At 33.3% G+C, this 16,302-nt stretch carries 18 protein-coding genes and 1 pseudogene; 15 read left to right on the forward strand and 4 right to left on the reverse strand.

Annotation, left to right across the window (positions count from 1 at the left end; translation table 11 throughout):
• Nucleotides 1–124: 124 nt before the first annotated feature.
• On the reverse strand, nt 125–241 hold the full coding sequence (locus BAU23_RS05520) for a YjcZ family sporulation protein (RefSeq protein ID WP_000007805.1): 117 nt from the start codon (nt 239–241) through the stop codon (nt 125–127).
• A 281-nt stretch (nt 242–522) separates the two neighbouring features.
• On the opposite strand from BAU23_RS05520, the gene BAU23_RS05525 reads away from it, so the two are divergent.
• Both BAU23_RS05525 and hfq read left to right on the forward strand, forming a co-directional pair.
• Entirely contained in the window at nt 523–741 is a 219-nt protein-coding gene (locus BAU23_RS05525; protein WP_033656546.1) for an aspartyl-phosphate phosphatase Spo0E family protein, read from the forward strand.
• Nucleotides 742–796: 55 nt separating this feature from the next.
• On the forward strand, nt 797–985 hold the full coding sequence (hfq, locus tag BAU23_RS05530) for an RNA chaperone Hfq (protein WP_000400656.1): 189 nt from the start codon (nt 797–799) through the stop codon (nt 983–985).
• A 38-nt stretch (nt 986–1,023) separates the two neighbouring features.
• On the opposite strand, the gene BAU23_RS05535 is transcribed toward hfq, so the two are convergent.
• Complete coding sequence (locus BAU23_RS05535; protein WP_000400778.1) at nt 1,024–1,626, reverse strand: HD domain-containing protein; 603 nt, start codon at nt 1,624–1,626, stop codon at nt 1,024–1,026.
• A gap of 171 nt (nt 1,627–1,797) precedes the next feature.
• On the opposite strand from BAU23_RS05535, the pseudogene BAU23_RS05540 reads away from it, so the two are divergent.
• The 6 genes and pseudogenes from BAU23_RS05540 to BAU23_RS05565 all read left to right on the forward strand — a co-directional run bounded on the left by BAU23_RS05540 (nt 1,798) and on the right by BAU23_RS05565 (nt 9,322).
• A pseudogene (locus tag BAU23_RS05540) lies at nt 1,798–2,630 on the forward strand (MotA/TolQ/ExbB proton channel family protein).
• A gap of 245 nt (nt 2,631–2,875) precedes the next feature.
• Nucleotides 2,876–3,244: a response regulator gene (locus BAU23_RS05545; RefSeq protein ID WP_000940574.1), complete on the forward strand. Its 369-nt coding sequence runs from the start codon at nt 2,876–2,878 to the stop codon at nt 3,242–3,244.
• Nucleotides 3,245–3,373: 129 nt separating this feature from the next.
• Nucleotides 3,374–5,356, forward strand: a complete 1,983-nt coding sequence (locus tag BAU23_RS05550; protein ID WP_001192567.1) for a chemotaxis protein CheA — start codon at nt 3,374–3,376, stop codon at nt 5,354–5,356.
• A gap of 203 nt (nt 5,357–5,559) precedes the next feature.
• Complete coding sequence (locus BAU23_RS05555; protein WP_001115032.1) at nt 5,560–7,206, forward strand: flagellar motor switch protein; 1,647 nt, start codon at nt 5,560–5,562, stop codon at nt 7,204–7,206.
• Nucleotides 7,207–7,222: 16 nt separating this feature from the next.
• A complete protein-coding gene (locus BAU23_RS05560; RefSeq protein ID WP_071733716.1) occupies nt 7,223–8,578 on the forward strand; it encodes a transglycosylase in 1,356 nt (451 codons plus the stop codon).
• Between the two features lie 27 nt (nt 8,579–8,605).
• On the forward strand, nt 8,606–9,322 hold the full coding sequence (locus BAU23_RS05565; protein WP_071733718.1) for a hypothetical protein: 717 nt from the start codon (nt 8,606–8,608) through the stop codon (nt 9,320–9,322).
• 37 nt (nt 9,323–9,359) lie between these two features.
• On the opposite strand, the gene BAU23_RS05570 is transcribed toward BAU23_RS05565, so the two are convergent.
• Together BAU23_RS05570 and BAU23_RS05575 are read right to left on the reverse strand one after the other, a co-directional pair.
• Nucleotides 9,360–10,142: a CheR family methyltransferase gene (locus tag BAU23_RS05570; RefSeq protein WP_000846148.1), complete on the reverse strand. Its 783-nt coding sequence runs from the start codon at nt 10,140–10,142 to the stop codon at nt 9,360–9,362.
• Between the two features lie 39 nt (nt 10,143–10,181).
• Nucleotides 10,182–10,679, reverse strand: coding sequence for a hypothetical protein (locus BAU23_RS05575; RefSeq protein WP_001020119.1), 498 nt, complete (start codon nt 10,677–10,679; stop codon nt 10,182–10,184).
• A gap of 143 nt (nt 10,680–10,822) precedes the next feature.
• Here BAU23_RS05575 and BAU23_RS05580 point away from each other — a divergent pair, with 143 nt between their 5' ends.
• The 7 genes from BAU23_RS05580 to BAU23_RS05610 all read left to right on the forward strand — a co-directional run bounded on the left by BAU23_RS05580 (nt 10,823) and on the right by BAU23_RS05610 (nt 16,164).
• Nucleotides 10,823–11,287 (forward strand): YaaR family protein, encoded by a 465-nt coding sequence (locus BAU23_RS05580; protein WP_000946327.1) that lies wholly within the window; start codon nt 10,823–10,825, stop codon nt 11,285–11,287.
• Nucleotides 11,288–11,303: 16 nt separating this feature from the next.
• Nucleotides 11,304–11,756 (forward strand): hypothetical protein, encoded by a 453-nt coding sequence (locus BAU23_RS05585; RefSeq protein ID WP_000275910.1) that lies wholly within the window; start codon nt 11,304–11,306, stop codon nt 11,754–11,756.
• Nucleotides 11,757–11,773: 17 nt separating this feature from the next.
• Nucleotides 11,774–13,072: a flagellar hook-associated protein FlgK gene (gene flgK / locus BAU23_RS05590; protein ID WP_071733720.1), complete on the forward strand. Its 1,299-nt coding sequence runs from the start codon at nt 11,774–11,776 to the stop codon at nt 13,070–13,072.
• Between the two features lie 188 nt (nt 13,073–13,260).
• Nucleotides 13,261–14,124: a flagellar hook-associated protein 3 gene (locus BAU23_RS05595; protein ID WP_001266420.1), complete on the forward strand. Its 864-nt coding sequence runs from the start codon at nt 13,261–13,263 to the stop codon at nt 14,122–14,124.
• 16 nt (nt 14,125–14,140) lie between these two features.
• Nucleotides 14,141–15,511 (forward strand): flagellar hook-associated protein 2, encoded by a 1,371-nt coding sequence (locus BAU23_RS05600; protein WP_000537346.1) that lies wholly within the window; start codon nt 14,141–14,143, stop codon nt 15,509–15,511.
• A gap of 22 nt (nt 15,512–15,533) precedes the next feature.
• Complete coding sequence (locus tag BAU23_RS05605; protein WP_001149527.1) at nt 15,534–15,902, forward strand: flagellar export chaperone FliS; 369 nt, start codon at nt 15,534–15,536, stop codon at nt 15,900–15,902.
• Nucleotides 15,892–16,164: a flagellar biosynthesis protein FlgG gene (locus BAU23_RS05610; protein ID WP_071733722.1), complete on the forward strand. Its 273-nt coding sequence runs from the start codon at nt 15,892–15,894 to the stop codon at nt 16,162–16,164. The genes BAU23_RS05605 and BAU23_RS05610 overlap by 11 nt, the downstream gene beginning before the upstream one ends.
• Nucleotides 16,165–16,302 lie beyond the last annotated feature (138 nt).

Raw genomic sequence — 16,302 nt, forward strand, 5'->3', positions numbered from 1 at the left:
AAAAGATGGACATAAATTCATACGAAAGTATGAAAAAACAGCTCAAATATGAGCTGTTTTCGTATAGTTTTTAGTTAACATATTTTATTCATTTAGAGTTTAGCGAAAAGGATACGTATTATATTTAAAACCCTCCGCCGCCACCCCAACAGCTACATCCGATAATGATTAGAAGGATGAATAGCACGATGAGTAAAGCAAATCCACCGCCGAAACCAGCGCAACTACCACCAAAGCTCATGTTTTTTCCTCCTTTTTAGGAAATTAATCTATATAACTAATGGATTACTTTATAAGATATGTTTTTTATTTGGAAAAGGAGCAAGTCTTACTTTTAATTAGACAAGAGCCTGTGAGCTAATTTAGATATGACATACACTTAGTTTCATAGCACTTTTTGAAAAGGGTAAAACAATATGGAAGCGTATAATAGGGGGATGTAGCTTACAATTACATTAAAATTTCTTTTCATAAATATAAAATTTGTAAAAAAACCATTTTTTCATTTTTTTATTGGTAAAAATGTACTATAATTTTACAAGTAATATTATGGGAAAAAGGAGTTTTAGTATAGAGATGGAGATGGGAAAATTACATAATAAAATAGAATACAAAAAGAAAGAGTTAATTCAACTTGTTGCTAGGCATGGATTGGATCATGATAAAGTTTTGTTATTTAGTCGGGATTTAGATATACTAATTAATAAGTTTATGAATATAAAAGATAAAGTATATAAGTAATTGATCTTTAATTTTTTATATTAGGATTATTTACTGATAAAGGAGAGAACAGTTATTGGAACATTTACAAGAAGAGTTGTATAAACAAATAAAAGAAGAAAAAGGTGCAGTTACTATATTCTTAAAGAGCGGAGTAAGAATAGTAGGGGAAGTAGTTGGAGTAGATAGATTTACAGTATTAATGTTAGTAGATGGAAAACAACAACTTATTTATAAGCAAGCAATATCAACAATTATGAAATAAGACACTCGAAATGAGTGTCTTATTTCATAATTAAATGGTTACTGCTTGCATGCCTCAACGTCAATGCCAGCAGCGAGTAATTTTTTTTCTCCGTCTTGTTCAATGATTTTTTGTAATTTAGATAAAAAAGAGTCAAAATCTGTATGTTTACCAACTTGGAAAGTCATTTTATGCTCAATTGGTAGCCAAGTATCAATATCAGCTTCGTTATGCTGAATTTTCACTTCAAGTTTATCAAGCGCGTTAGCAACTTTTGCTTCATACGTTTCTTTCGCTTCGAATTCCATCCATAAATCGTATAATTCTTCGCCAAGAGAACCTTCTAGTGTACGTTTAATATTTAAAATAGCCTCTTGTTCGTTTTTTTGTTTTTGTAATTGTAATTCACGGCTATTCATCGTATCAAAGGCGGGGATGTCACCAGCTTCTGCTTCAACAAGATCGTGAATTATGACCATTTTAAGTAATTTTTCTATGTTTACTTTTTGATCCAAATAAGGCTCAACTAAGATAGCCATTAAGGACATACGCCAAGTATGCTCTGCAACACTTTCTTGACGTCCGTTTGAAAGCCAACTGTGTCGCATTTCGTATTTTAGTTTTTCTGCTAATGCAATGACCTGTAAAATATTATGTTCCATAGGAATCCTCCTCACATTGCTATATTATAATTCTAGTATAGAAATGAAATGTGTCAATTTCATTAGTATATTGCGATAAATAGATTATAAGGGTATAATGAATATTATACGATAAAACGCATTATTAAAATAAAAAAATGTTTTATAAAAATGAAAAGGAAGTCCAGGAATATGGGAGACGAAAATCAAGTATTAGCTAGACCACAAAGAAAAAAAGGAAGTTTGATATTTCTAGCCCAATTGGCATTATAGTAGGTTTTGTGAATGTAATAGCGGCAATCATGTTTGGCGGCGGTGGAATAAAAGGTTTTAAAAACTTCTTAGATGTTTCATCTATTTTAATTGTCGTAGGGGGGACAACAGCGACAATCGTTGTGGCATATAGATTTGGAGAAATAAAAAAATATATGGAAAGTATTTTTACTGTTTTTCATAGAAGAGAAGAAGAATCAGGACAGTTAACTGATTTGTTTGTTGATTTTTCAAAAAGGTCGAAAAAACATAGGTTACTTTCATTAGAAGTTGATGGAGAGTAAGTAGACAATTTTTTTATTCAAAAGGGAATTCGTTTAATGTTAAGCGGCTATGATGAGGCGGAATTAAAAGAGGTGTTAATGAAAGATGTTGAAACTGAAGTGTATGAGTTAAGAAAAGGAGCAACATTATTAGATAAGATTGGTGATTTCGCTCCAGCATATGGCATGATAGGAACGTTAATCGGTCTTATCATTATGCTTCAAAACTTACAAGATACTTCACAAATTGCTACAGGGATGGCCGTTGCAATGTTGACGACATTATATGGATCTATTATTGCAAATATGATTGTAATACCGCTATCTGAAAAAGTGTATCGTGGTATTGAGGATTTGTATACAGAGAAGAAGTTTGTAATAGAAGAAATTTCAGAGCTGTACCGATGACAAATTCCTTCCAAATTAAAGTTGAAACTCGATACATACGTGTATGAAACGAAGATGAAAAAAGAAAAACGAGCAGCCTAGCAGTTTGAGGAGTGACATGATGAGAAAACGACCGCAAAAAGGATCGCCTCGTTGGATGAAGACTCGCCGCGTTGTAATATATATTAAGGAATAATATATTTATATTTTAGTAATAAAATAATAAAAACAAAGAATTTCTTTTAAAAAATATTAAATTTTATCGTTTTATTTTGTATAATGAGTGAGAATGATAAGGTGAAAATATTAAGATATTTTTATACATAGTAAGGAGAGAACCAAAAAGAATGGCACATAAAATTTTAGTTGTAGATGATGCGATGTTTATGCGAACAATGATTAAAAACTTGTTGAAAAGTAATTCTGAATTTGAGGTTATCGGTGAAGCAGAGAATGGGGTAGAAGCAATCCAAAAGTATAAAGAGATTCGACCTGATATTGTAACACTAGATATTACGATGCCTGAAATGGACGGACTTGAAGCATTAAAAGAAATTATGAAAATTGATTCGAGTGCAAAGGTTGTCATTTGTTCCGCGATGGGACAACAAGGTATGGTATTAGATGCAATTAAAGGCGGGGCAAAAGACTTTATTGTAAAGCCATTCCAAGCGGATCGTGTAATCGAAGCTTTAACAAAAGTAGCAAACAGCTAATATAGAAGGGGTGCCACAAGGAATCAAAACAATGATAGTAGATAGATATGTGGACCCCTTTTTTCTTGTTTTAAAACACTAAATCGTTATACATAAATGAAATGTTTGTTAGACAGATAGGGGATTAAAATGCAAACAGATCTATTAAATATATTTTTTGAAGAAGCAGAAGAACATTTACAGTCGCTAAATGAAAATGTGCTAAATTTAGAACGGAATCCTGCCGATATGGAAGTCGTAGGAGAAATATTCCGCTCAGCTCATACATTTAAAGGTATGTCTGCGAGTATGGAATTTACAGAAATGGCGGATTTAACGCATAAGATGGAAAGTGTTTTAGACGAAATTCGTCATGGTAATATGATGGTCAATGTTAATATTATTGATGTTATTTTTGAATGCATTGATAATTTGGAAAAGATGGTTGCAGATGTGCAGCAAGGTGGAATAGGTAATATAGATGTCATATCAACGAAACTTAAATTAGAAGCATTATTGAACGGAAATGCAGAGCAAGGTAGTAAAAACAACAATGATACAGTTTCGCATGAAGTACACATAACAGTTGAAAAACAAGCTATTTTAAAAGCTGTACGTGCCATTATGTGTATGGAAGCGTTACAAAATTTAGGTAAAATACAAAAAACGGTTCCGAGCATTGAAGAAATTGAAGCAGACGCTTTTGGATTTGAGTTTACAGTATATATGAATACGGATCGTAGTGTTGAAGAGTTGAAACAGGTAGTGCTTCACGTTTCAGAAATTGAGAAAGTAGAAGTGAAACAAGGGAAACACAAAGCACAAGAAATAGTAGTACAAGAAGTCGTACCCGTGGAAGAAACGATTCAGCAGGTTGAAACTGCACAGTTGGAGTCACCTTTAGAGCTACCAACTCAACAAGTAAGCAATACGTCAACGAAAAGTACTACAAAAACGAAAAATGCTAAAGTAGAGAATCGTTCTATTCGTGTTCAGTTAGAAAAAATCGAAAGATTAATGAATATGTTTGAAGAAAGTGTAATTGAGCGAGGACGAATCGATGAATTAGCAGAAACAATTCAAAATAAAGAGTTAATCGAGCATTTAAATCGATTAGGGGATATTTCAAAAGATATTCAAAATGTACTATTAAATATGCGTATGGTACCAATCGAAACAGTTTTCAACCGTTTCCCGCGTATGGTGCGCATGTTAGCGAAAGATTTAGGGAAAAAAATAGATTTACAAATTACAGGTGAAGATACTGAAGTTGATAAAATTGTTATCGATGAAATTGGTGATCCGCTTGTTCATTTAATCCGCAATGCAATTGATCATGGAGTTGAGACAGTTGAAAAACGCCGTGATGCTGGAAAAAACGAAACAGGTACTATTAAATTAGAAGCGTTCCATAGTGGGAATCATGTCGTAATTCAAATTACTGATGATGGAAACGGCATCTATAAAGAGAAAGTATTAGAAAAAGCGATTAAAAATGGTGTTATAACAGAAACAGAGGCAAATAAATTAACGGATCGTGAAGTGTATGATCTTATTTTCCAACCGGGGTTTAGTACAGCGGAAGTTGTGTCGGATCTTTCTGGACGTGGTGTTGGATTAGATGTTGTTAAACATACAATTCATAGTCTAGGTGGGCATTTAATTATTGATTCTGAGGAAGGAAAAGGAAGTACATTCAGAATTGAACTTCCATTAACTTTGTCAATTATTCAATCAATGCTTGTTCAAACAAACGATACGCGTTATGCGTTACCCCTTGGTAATATAGTTGAAGCGATTCGAATTCAAAAGGAAGACATTCAATCGTTACAAGGAAAAGATGTTTTAAATTATCGCGATCAAATTATTGAAGTGAAACATTTAAGCACTGTATTTGGTGAGGAAACAGAAGGTGATGCGTTTGCATCATATGATAGTCAAATGGTTCCAGTATTAATTGTTCGTAATTCATATCGCAGCTATGGACTTATTGTCAACACGATTATCGGACAGAGAGAAATAGTCTTAAAGTCATTAGGTGACTTCTTTGCAGAGAGTTCTAACTATTTCTCTGGCGCGACAATTCTCGGTGATGGACGAGTGGTCCTCATTTTAAACCCAGAAGGTTTATAATAGGAATGAAGGAAGCTCCCCACTTGTATACGATTGGGGAGCTTTTTAGTTAGAACTGTTAATTAAGTGTGTGATAATCGCATTTTACAAATGTTGTGGAAATAAATACATGTTCACAATGTGACTAATAAATTTGGTGAAAAAACGAGTGCAATCGAAAGTTTATATCATGAAAGAAAAACAGAAATGAGGAGGCAGGGGAAATGCCTGAGCAACACACAAAAGGGGATACGAGCACTATTGTACTAGAGAAAGAAAATGAGCGATTAACGCCTCAAGAGTGCGATATTCTTGGAGAGATTGCAAATATATCATTTGGTTCAGCTTCGACGGTATTATCAACCATCTTAAATAGGCAAGTAAGTATTACTACTCCTCATATAGAAATGGTGGATTTATATGATACAAGTGATGTTGAAATTCCGCATGTTGTATTAAATATTCATTTCACAAAAGGATTAGATATGGAAAACCTTCTTGTTTTAAAGCAAGACGTCGCTTTATCTATCGCTGATTTAATGATGATGGGTACAGGGGTAGTTGAAGAAGGGAAAGAGCTCGGTGAACTAGAGCTAAGTGCAGTACAAGAAGCAATGAATCAAATGATGGGATTCGCAGCAACATCTATGTCGGAGTTCTTCCAGGATACAGTAGATATGTCTCCACCTACAATTAAAGTTAGGAGACTTCAGGAAGAGATGGGGAAAATCTCTGGTATTGATGGAAGTAATGTAATTGTTAAAGTATCGTTTGAATTAAAAATAGATAATCTTGTAGATTCTAAACTTGTACAAATTGTTTCAGTTGAACATGCGAAACAAATGATAAAAAAATTATTACAATTATCTGGTGGTGTGGAAGAAGGAATAGAAGAGCAAGCGGAAATTATGGAAGCTGAGGTTGTAGAAGAACAGATTGAGAAAGAGCAGTTAACACAAGAAGAGAAAGATGTACTTGGGGAAATTGCAAATATTTCGATTGGATCAGCTTCAACAGTACTATCAACGCTTTTAAACCAACCAGTTTCTATTAGTACACCAAATGTAGAGGCAATTAATGTTCGTCATTACAACGGAGTGCCAGTTCCTTTTGTTATATTAAATGTCGATTTTGTTGAAGGATTAAAGAATGAGAACGTATTCGTATTTACGAAAGACGTTGCTTTAACGATGGTAGATTTAATGATGATGGGAACGGGTGAAATTGATCCGGAGAAGGAACTAAGTGAATTAGAGTTAAGTGGTATTAAAGAAATCATGAACCAAATGATGGGGCATGCTGCAACAGCAATGTCAGAAATGTTTAAAGAAAAGATGGATATGACACCACCAGATGTTAAATTTGTTTCGTTAAAAGAAGAAATGGAGTATTTGGGAGAAGCGATGGAAGTGGACGAGCTTGTTCAAATCACCTTTAATATTGAAATTGGTGACCTTCTTCAGTCAAAGATGTATCAAATACTATCAATTGCAGAAGCAAAAGAAATGGTTAGACGACTTCTTTATCCGATGGTGGAAGAGCAAGAAGAAATAGTTGAAGAAGTTATTGAAGAGGAAAAAATTCCTGCACCAGCCATACAGCCGATTGAATATCAAGAAGTTAAACAGGTAGAGCCAGTGTATATGGATGCATCTATTCTAAAAAATGTAGAAATGAATGTTAAATTTGTGTTTGGAAGTACAGTGAGGACAATTCAAGATATTTTAAGTTTACAAGAAAACGAAGCAGTCGTACTGGATGAAGATATTGATGAACCAATTCAAATTTATGTGAACGACGTATTGGTTGCGTATGGAGAGCTTGTAAATGTAGATGGGTTTTTCGGAGTAAAAGTGACGAAATCGCTATAGGAGTTTGAACAAATAGATGAAAAACGTAAAGTTTTTTCTAGTGAGTTTGCTATTTATATATATATGTACTTTCTTCCCATTGCAAGGGCAAGCGGAAGAAGTAATTGTACAAGAGCAAAATATAAGTGAAGTGAATGAGAAAGAAGAGCAACATATAGAAAATCTGGAACAGCCAGAACGAACGGAAATGCCCCCGGTTGAAGATGAAAGAAAAGCAGTAGAGAATGAGAAAGAACAACGAGAAGAAAGAAAGATAGAAACAGACCGAGGAATCATTACAGTTAATAAGCAGGAATTAAAGGTTGGCGAAGAATTGCGAATTGCTGTAGAGCCAAATGAAAAAAATATTCAAAGTGTAAAAGGTGTATTGCAATTACAACAAAATGGTGTGCAGTACAGGCAGGAAAGAGTAATATCTTTCGAGTATGAAGAAGAAACAAAACGATGGTTTGCCGATTACAAAGTCGGAATATATGATTTGCAAGGTGATTGGACTCTTCAGCTCGTTGAAAGCTATAAAGAAGATGAGAAGGAAGAAGTAGTAGAGAATGAATTAAATGTTCCGCTCATTCGAATAAATAATGAAACACCCACTATAGATAAAGAATTACCGAAGTTAGAGAAGGTTACTATTGATGAGGCGAACGAGGATTTTATTGAACGGAAAAAGGGAGAATCTGTTCATATACGAGTAAAGACGATAGATATAGAATCGGTTGTTACAGAAGTGCGGGTTATATTAAAGGGAAAAGAAAAAAGTAACGATATTACTTTTTTATTAGACTATAATAAACACGACATGGATTGGCAGAAAATAATTGAAATAACAGAAGCATTTATTGGTCCGCATCAACTTATTGTGGAAATAACAGATGCGGCAGGTAACAAGCTTGTGACAGAGAGTGAATATATCATTTCTATTATCGAACCAAAAGTGAAAGATGATGAAAATATAGAAGAACATACGAATCACAATAAACTAGAAGATAAGAAGGAAACTGAGAAGCAGGAAGATTCGAAAATGGAGACTCCGCTTCTGGAAGAAAAACTTCCAGTTGTTCAAATACCAAAGCAAGACGAGAAAGTAAACTATTTTGTAAAAGAGCCGTTGAAAGAGAAAGAAGAAATCAACTACGTTATAAAAGAGCCGTTGACAGACAATAAGGAAGTAAATAATGGGAAGGCTCATAAAGATACAAAAAGCAAAAATAATAATCAAGTCGTTTCTAAAAAGGAAGAAAAAATAGAAGAACGACAAGGGAAAAAAGAAGAAAAAAGTGAACAGGGAGTACAAGCCTCTAATGTGTTTGCTATTATGTCAGGATTATTTGTACTATTTTTAGTTTTAAAGAGTAATAAAGAGTGGGGCTAATAAATTGATAGTAGTGGAGGCGCTTAAATGGAAATTAAACGTACTACAATTGAAAATAAGACGCTACATTCATTAAAACAACCTGCCGCTATTTCAGAACATGAAATTCAGAAAGAACAAAAACAAAGTAAACTTGTATTTACGGGGCAGTCCCAAATCATTTCGAAAAATAATGAAATAGGGATTCTACTTGCGAGTTTAGGTGATGGAAAGATTGTAAAAGAAATGCTTTCTAAGGAAATGGATACAGTGTTGCAGTTGTTTTCAAAGCTACATATGCTGTCTGAGGAAGGAAAGCAATCGGAAAAAACATATGAACAAATTGTTAGGAGTTTGCAGGGGCTTATTAAACAAGTACATATAAAGGGAGTTCCGTTATTAGACGGTACGTATGATTTCGCTAAAGTGCAGCTTTCTTTTGGAAGAAAAGTGCATATTCCGTTACTTGATGTAAGTGCGCTCGTTTCTAGAGTGGAACAAGATTCATCGGAAGGACATATGAATTTAATGATCACGGTCATTACAGCTTATATGACAAAGTTATCTAACGAAACAATTTTAATTAGCAGTACGGATCGTATTTCTAAAGATCTTGATGCAAGTGTGTGGAGAGCACTTGCAGAAATGAATATGCCGCAATTATCTCATGCGTTGAAACATACGATTCAAGAGCATAAATGGTCTGTTACAGCTCTATTTCTCTTTGTATGGATTATTGGTATCATATTGATTCGTATTCTATAATAAAAAAGGTCGTCATTTCAATTATGACGACCTTTTTCTATATTTTTTCATAGAAGAATGTATCAAAACGCTGAAGGTTGTAGCGTTCGGGTGTTAAAATTTGTTCTGTGCTACCAACGAATAGTACGCCGCCTTTTCGTAAAGAACGACTAAATTTTTCATAGAGCTTTATTCTTGCTTCTTCTGTAAAGTAAATCATTACATTTCGACAAATGATTAAATCGTAGTTTGTATCAAATGCCTGCATTAATAAATCGTGTTGCTTAAATGTGACTTGCTGTTTAATATTTTCATGCAATATATATGTATCATCTTCTTTTGTGAAATGACGTTGTTTTAAATCAATAGGTAATTCTTTCAAAGAGCGTTCTGTATATTGACCACGTTTCGCAGTTTCTAAAACATGATAATCAAGATCAGTGGCTTGAATTTTATAACGAAACGGAGCTAGATGCTTCGATAAGATTAAAGAAAGTGTATACGGTTCTTCACCGGCAGCGCAAGCAGCACTCCAAACTTTTAATTTACCGTTATTTTGTTCAAGCAGTTTTGGTAAAGCTTTCGTTTCTAACGTTTGCCAGCGTTCTTTGTTTCTGAAAAACTCTGAAACATTAATCGTAATGTAGTCAATAAAACTTAAAAATAATGTTTGATCAGTGCGTAAACTATTTAAAAAGTTTGTATAATTGTCAAAACCTTTTCTTGAAATGAAAGTATCGATTCTTCTGTGCATTCTATCTTGCTTATAGCAAGCGATATCCATATTAAATAGCTGTTTAAAACTCGTAATAAAATGATTATAATCTTGTTCAGTTTTCATATTTACAATAGGCACAATAACGATATTGTGCCTCCCCCTTTACATCATACGAATTTTTTGTTCAAAGCTTTTTTTCATCTGCTTTTCATGTAAGCCTGGTAAATCATAAATAACGGCGTCAATTCCTGCTTCTTTTGCAATGTCAATAGGAATGACAGACGTATGTTTATCTCCATTATAAAAACAGAGAACTAAATCAGTATCTTCGACGATTTGCTTTACAAAAAACATATAATCTGATCGATAAATGGAGTCGGAAGGATGATCAAAAGCAATATATTCAGCTCCGTGTTTTTTTAAATAATCAACGACTTCTTGAAATTCGCCTGTTAATACATGTAACGGTTGTAGCGTATAAAGGCATAAATTTTGAGCGAGTCTTTCGTTTTCAATGAAAAAACGAAGAACTTCATTTTCGATAGATTTATAACATAATATATAAATTTTATGTTTGTGAGCATAGTCAATTAAAAATTTTTTTATTTCTTCTTGATCTAATGCTGTTACTTGATTTGAACCACAAAGAAAAATATTCATAGTTTTGTGCCACCTCATGCTAAATTGTAACATATCTTTTATAAAAAATAACTGCAAAATATGAGTGTTCAGAGTATAATTATAAATAACTGGATTTTACGATTAAGTTTTGAAAGAAATAAAAAAATAAATAGGTGATATATATGCTACGTTCTATCTCGTACAATCCGATTTTATCGCATATACCGCCTGCTACTCAAATGCCGAAAGAAGCAAATGTCAGGACAGGACTTGCATTTTCGGATAATTTGCATGCAGATCCGAAAAAAGATAAATTGTTAGAACAAATGGAAGCGTTAGTTGATAATATTGGGGAAATTAAAGCGAAAATTGAATTAGAGTTAACGCTCGATAATGTTATGGAATACAAAAATACTGTGAAATCATTTTTGAATTTTTATGTTGATAACTTACTGCAATATAAAGACGTTATGTCTCGTCATCCGCGTTATGGATATTCGCAGAAAATGACAATTGTAAAACAAGCTGAAGTGGGATTGAATGAATTGGAAGATGTTATGAATTTAATTAATACGAAAACAGGACATTTAGAAATGTTAAATCAAATTGGAGAAATTCATGGTTTAATTGTAAATTTAGTTTTGTAAAAGGGAAGGAAGCTATATGTACATACAATTATATGAAAAGCTTGTTATTATTCAAAAAACATATGAAAATATTCAAACGTTTGGAGAACAAATATATGAGAATTTAAAACATAAAAATATAAATGCAGTTCAAAAGCTGCAAGTGGAACAATTACAGTACATAGAAGGTGTAAAAGGATTATCTCGCTCTTTTGAGGAGATGGTTGTTCAGTTTTGTAAAGAAAAGAAAGTTGAACCATTGCGTATGCGTTCGCTATTTTTGTATTTTCCACCGGAAGAAATTGAAAAAATAGAAGAGTTGCAAAAAAGTTTAAATGAATTAGACGAAAATATAAAAATGGTTCTTTTGAAAAATCAATATCACTTAAACGTATTATTAAAAACTACAGAAATTATTGTGGATTCCGTTTCTGAATACAATTTGGAAAAAAACAATAATTCGCAAATCTTTATGAATGAACTATTGTAAAGGAGAAGTGAAGCATTATGAGGTTATCTGATTATAATACGCCGCTATCTGGTATGCTAGCGGCTCAAATGGGATTACAAACGACGAAACAAAACTTATCTAACATTCACACACCTGGTTATGTGCGTCAAGCCGTGAATTTAGGATCTGTAGGTGCTAGTAACGGTCATACGCCAGGACAGAGAATTGGTTATGGTGTACAAACATTAGGTGTTGACCGAATTACTGATGAAGTGAAAACGAAGCAATTTAATGATCAGTTGTCACAGTTCTCTTACTACGCATTTATGAATTTTACTTTATCACGAGTAGAGTCTATGGTAGGAACTACAGGAAAAAATTCATTATCAAGTTTAATGGATGGTTTTTTTAATGCGTTTCGTGAAGTTGCGAAAAATCCGGAACAATCAAACTACTACAGTACATTAGCTGCTGAAACTGGAAAGTTCACAAGTCAAGTAAATCGTCTTGCGAAAAACTTAGATACAGCAGAAATACAGACGACAGAAGATATTGAAGCGCATGTCAATGAATTTAATCGTCTTGGTGCTAGTTTAGCAGAAGCGAATAAAAAAATTGGACAAGCAGGGACACAAGTACCTAATCAACTATTTGATGAACGTGATCGCATTATTACAGAGATGTCTAAATATGCCAATATAGAAGTGTCTTATGAATCTATGAATCTGAATATCGCGAGTATTAGAATTGATGGCGTTTTAACAGTAAATGGACAAGACACATATCCACTTCAATTAAATAAGGGGAACGAACCGATGACTGTTGCGATTTATGGCTCGGATATTCCTTTAACAGGTGGAGCAATTCAATCGGCAATAGATACGAAAGCGAAGATTGCTAGTTATAAGAAAAATATTGAAGACTTAATGAGTTCTGTGAAAAATCAAGTGAATACAGTGATGGGAAAAGACTTCTTCGTTGGAGATCATGCGAAAGATATACAGTTAAATCCTGAATTCGCAAAAGATGTTTCAAAAATGAAAATTTCTGCTGAAACAGCAAATAAACTGGCAGGAATTACAGATGGAGATTATAAAGAAGGTCTTTCTTATAAACAAGCGTTAGACCAATTTATAGTTGGTGTAGCTTCTGATAAAAATGCGGTGAATGCTTATCAAAATATTCATAAAGATTTATTAGAAGGTATTCAGCAAGAAAAAATGAGTATAGAAGGCGTCAACATGGAAGAGGAAATGGTTAATTTAATGGCCTTCCAGAAATACTTCGTGGCAAACTCTAAGGCTATTACAACAATGAATGAAGTATTTGACAGTCTGTTTTCGATTATTAGATAACATGTAGAAGAATTGAAAAGCTTTTTTATGGATCCAATATAGGATAGAAGCGGACAGAGCCTTTTAGTGGATCAAGCCGTATAAGATCAGAGAAATGAAACGGTTGAATGGTAAGAAAGAAAATAACCGTACAAAGTGGCAGTTGCTTCCTCTTGCCAAGTCAAATATAGATAAAGGAGAAGATAGGGATGAGAGTATCGACGTTTCAAAATGCAAACTGGGCAAAGAATCAGATGATGGATTTGAATGTGCAACAGCAATATTACCGAAATCAAGTAACTTCCGGTAAAAAAAATCTTCTCATGAGTGAAGATCCACTTGCAGCAAGTAAATCATTTGCGATTCAACATTCATTAGCAAATATTGAACAGATGCAAAAGGATATAGCAGATTCTAGAAATGTGTTAAGTCAAACGGAAAATACATTACAAGGTATTGTGAAATCTTTAACGAGAGTGGAGCAATTAACTTTGCAAGCGGTAAACGGGACGAATAGTCCTAATGAATTAAAAGCAAGCGCTGCAGAAATTGATCAGCTTTTAAAACAAGTGGTGTATTTAGCGAATAAACAAGAACAAGGGCGATATATTTTTGGTGGAGATAGTGCTTCAAAACCACCATTTGCAGAAGATGGTACATATCAAGGTGGGGAAAATGACGTTACCTGGAAATTAAATGATGGATATGAACTCAAAATGTTTCGCAATGGAAAAGATTTATTGGAACCCGTAATTAAAACGTTAACAAAAATAAGAGATGTTATGCAAAATGGAGACCAAGATGCACTGGAATCTGTAATGGGAGAAAATAAAAAAAATCTAGATAATATATTGAATCGTACGACTGAAGTAGGTTCAATATTAAATACAGTGGACACATTTAAGACGATATTAAGTGAACAAAATCTAGCTCTTCAAGAAAATAGAAAAGAGATAGAAGATGTAGATTTAGCGGTAGCAATTTCAGATTTAGCTTATATAAATGCGACGTATGAGGCAACATTAAAAGCGGTTAGTACAATGAGTAAGACAAGTATTTTAGATTATATCTAGAAAAGGAGTGAAAAATTTGGGGACTTCAGTATCAAATTTAGGTGGAAGACAGCAAATATGGAATCTTGGTAACAATATTATTGATACCTCTAATCTAGTAAATTTAGAATTACAGGCTTTAGAAATGAAAAAAACGCCTTACAATAATCAAAAACAAACCTTAGCTACGGAACGAAATGTATATGCGAGTATGAAAAAGGAATTCGGTAGTTTTATGCAAGTATTCAAGGAGATGTATGCGTTTAAAGGGAATGAGAAGAAAGCGGGGGTGTCTAAAGAGGGATTTATTAATGTTCAAGCTGATGCTTCCGCACTTGCAGGAACGTATACGATTAATGTTAAAAAAGTAGCGGAAAGACATCAGATTACAACTACACTCATAGATAAATCTGATTCTGAAAATCCTAAAAATATAATCGAATTGGATTCGGAAATTGGAAAAGATGCTACATTTCGTATTAACGATAAAGAAGTTAAGCTTACTAAAGAGATGACATATAAGGATTTTGTTAATAAAATGAATAATGGAAATTATGGAGTGTCTGTATATTCATTAGGTGGACAGTTGTTTTTTACATCAACTACTGCTGGGGAAAATGGAGAAATTAAATTAGTTGATGGTGAAGGTGGAATATTAAAAGACATTGGATTGGTAACTTCAGAAATGATAGATGGAAAAAATGTAATTGCCAAACAAGTAACAGCGCCTCAAAATGCCGAATTTATAATTAATGGTATGACTGATAGCAGTCCCTCTAATAAAATTGATACAATTCCAGGATTAACTATTAATTTGGAAAAGGAAACGACTGAACCAATTAAGGTTACGATTGAAGATTCAAACATTAAAGAATCAATCAATATGATAAAAAAAATGAGAGATCAATATAATAAGGCTGTTTCAACGCTCGATTTATTTGCCGGCGAAAATGGAGCTATGCAAGGTAATAATATTGCATTTTCTATTAGTAATATTATGGCTAATGTATTTAGACACAAACAAGATGATAAATTTATGTTTTCATTTGGAATTGAAGTCGATAAGACTGGAAAAATGGTTCTCGATGAAGAAAAGCTAAGTAAGGCTTTTAAGGAGAATCCAGAAACTGCAAAACAGTTCTTCTTTGGCTTTAATGGACTAGGGCATGAGATAGAAAAAAAACTAGATGGTATTTTAGGAGATGAAGGTGTAATAGGGCAGAGGTCAAAAAGTATAGAGGGGCAAATAAAAGAGCTAGATAAAAAAATTGATGCAATCGATAAGCTGAATAAACAAAAACAAGAGACCATTATTGATAAATATTCAAAGTTAGAACAACAGTTATCGATGTTAGATCAGCAACTAAAAACAATTAAAGCAATGACAAAACAAAAAAGTGATGATTAATGAAAGTTAAGGAAGTGATCGTATGCAAGCATGGCAACGCTATATGCAAAATGACATTATGACGAGTAATCCAATTAAAAATACAATTTTTATTTATGAAAGATGTATCGTTGAGTTTCGTAATTTAGAAGAGCTTTTAAATACTTTTAAACTCCAAGAAGGAGATACGCTCCTTGAAAAATTAGAACGTATTTTTGAAGAGCTAAAGCTTCAATTAAATCCTGAGATTACTAAAGATTTGTATGATAGCCTATTCGGTTTATACGATTGGATTAGCATTCAAATTCAGACGATGAAAGTAACGCGTGAAGCAAACGATATTGATGCGATTGTGAAAGTGTTACAAGATTTAATAGATGGTTACCGCGGAGCAATTGAAAATGAACAATGACATTTATCAAGCGTTTGTCGGCTGTTTTAATGAAATCGGTGAATTACAAGTATCAGCTGAAGAATTTACTGAGAAAAGTGCTATGTTAAATCGCTGGATGATGACTTTGGGTGAAAAGACGCGAGCAGATGTTGCAGCGGAAGTGAGTCCATTAATAATAAAGGCAGCTCAACATATTCGAGATAAGCAAAAGATTTTGGAAGAAATGATTATGACAAATGATGGGCGAATGAAGGCTAATTCGTATTACGGTAAATATTAATTGTAAAGTATGGAAACGGGTTCCTCTTATTACAAGGGGGATCCATTCTGTTGTTTGAATAAAGACGTTCCACTGATTGAGGTTTCACTTTATGACTGTAATGGAAAAATAGCAATAATTTAAACAATAAAAAAATGA

It is taken from the genome of Bacillus nitratireducens (genome assembly GCF_001884135.1).
GTDB classification, from domain to species: Bacteria; Bacillota; Bacilli; order Bacillales; family Bacillaceae_G; genus Bacillus_A; species Bacillus_A nitratireducens.

What these genes read in the sequence shown, in the direction of transcription:
- BAU23_RS05560 (WP_071733716.1), top strand. Translation starts at nt 7,223, where the DNA reads ATGAAAAACGTAAAGTTTTTTCTAGTGAGTTTGCTATTTATATATATA.
- BAU23_RS05555 (WP_001115032.1), top strand. Translation starts at nt 5,560, where the DNA reads ATGCCTGAGCAACACACAAAAGGGGATACGAGCACTATTGTACTAGAG.
- BAU23_RS05525 (WP_033656546.1), top strand. Translation starts at nt 523, where the DNA reads ATGTACTATAATTTTACAAGTAATATTATGGGAAAAAGGAGTTTTAGT.
- BAU23_RS05585 (WP_000275910.1), top strand. Translation starts at nt 11,304, where the DNA reads ATGTACATACAATTATATGAAAAGCTTGTTATTATTCAAAAAACATAT.
- BAU23_RS05610 (WP_071733722.1), top strand. Translation starts at nt 15,892, where the DNA reads ATGAACAATGACATTTATCAAGCGTTTGTCGGCTGTTTTAATGAAATC.
- flgK (WP_071733720.1), top strand. Translation starts at nt 11,774, where the DNA reads ATGAGGTTATCTGATTATAATACGCCGCTATCTGGTATGCTAGCGGCT.
- BAU23_RS05570 (WP_000846148.1), bottom strand. Translation starts at nt 10,142, where the DNA reads ATGAAAACTGAACAAGATTATAATCATTTTATTACGAGTTTTAAACAG.
- BAU23_RS05595 (WP_001266420.1), top strand. Translation starts at nt 13,261, where the DNA reads ATGAGAGTATCGACGTTTCAAAATGCAAACTGGGCAAAGAATCAGATG.
- BAU23_RS05580 (WP_000946327.1), top strand. Translation starts at nt 10,823, where the DNA reads ATGCTACGTTCTATCTCGTACAATCCGATTTTATCGCATATACCGCCT.
- BAU23_RS05565 (WP_071733718.1), top strand. Translation starts at nt 8,606, where the DNA reads ATGGAAATTAAACGTACTACAATTGAAAATAAGACGCTACATTCATTA.
- BAU23_RS05550 (WP_001192567.1), top strand. Translation starts at nt 3,374, where the DNA reads ATGCAAACAGATCTATTAAATATATTTTTTGAAGAAGCAGAAGAACAT.
- BAU23_RS05520 (WP_000007805.1), bottom strand. Translation starts at nt 241, where the DNA reads ATGAGCTTTGGTGGTAGTTGCGCTGGTTTCGGCGGTGGATTTGCTTTA.
- BAU23_RS05535 (WP_000400778.1), bottom strand. Translation starts at nt 1,626, where the DNA reads ATGGAACATAATATTTTACAGGTCATTGCATTAGCAGAAAAACTAAAA.
- BAU23_RS05575 (WP_001020119.1), bottom strand. Translation starts at nt 10,679, where the DNA reads ATGAATATTTTTCTTTGTGGTTCAAATCAAGTAACAGCATTAGATCAA.
- BAU23_RS05605 (WP_001149527.1), top strand. Translation starts at nt 15,534, where the DNA reads ATGCAAGCATGGCAACGCTATATGCAAAATGACATTATGACGAGTAAT.
- BAU23_RS05545 (WP_000940574.1), top strand. Translation starts at nt 2,876, where the DNA reads ATGGCACATAAAATTTTAGTTGTAGATGATGCGATGTTTATGCGAACA.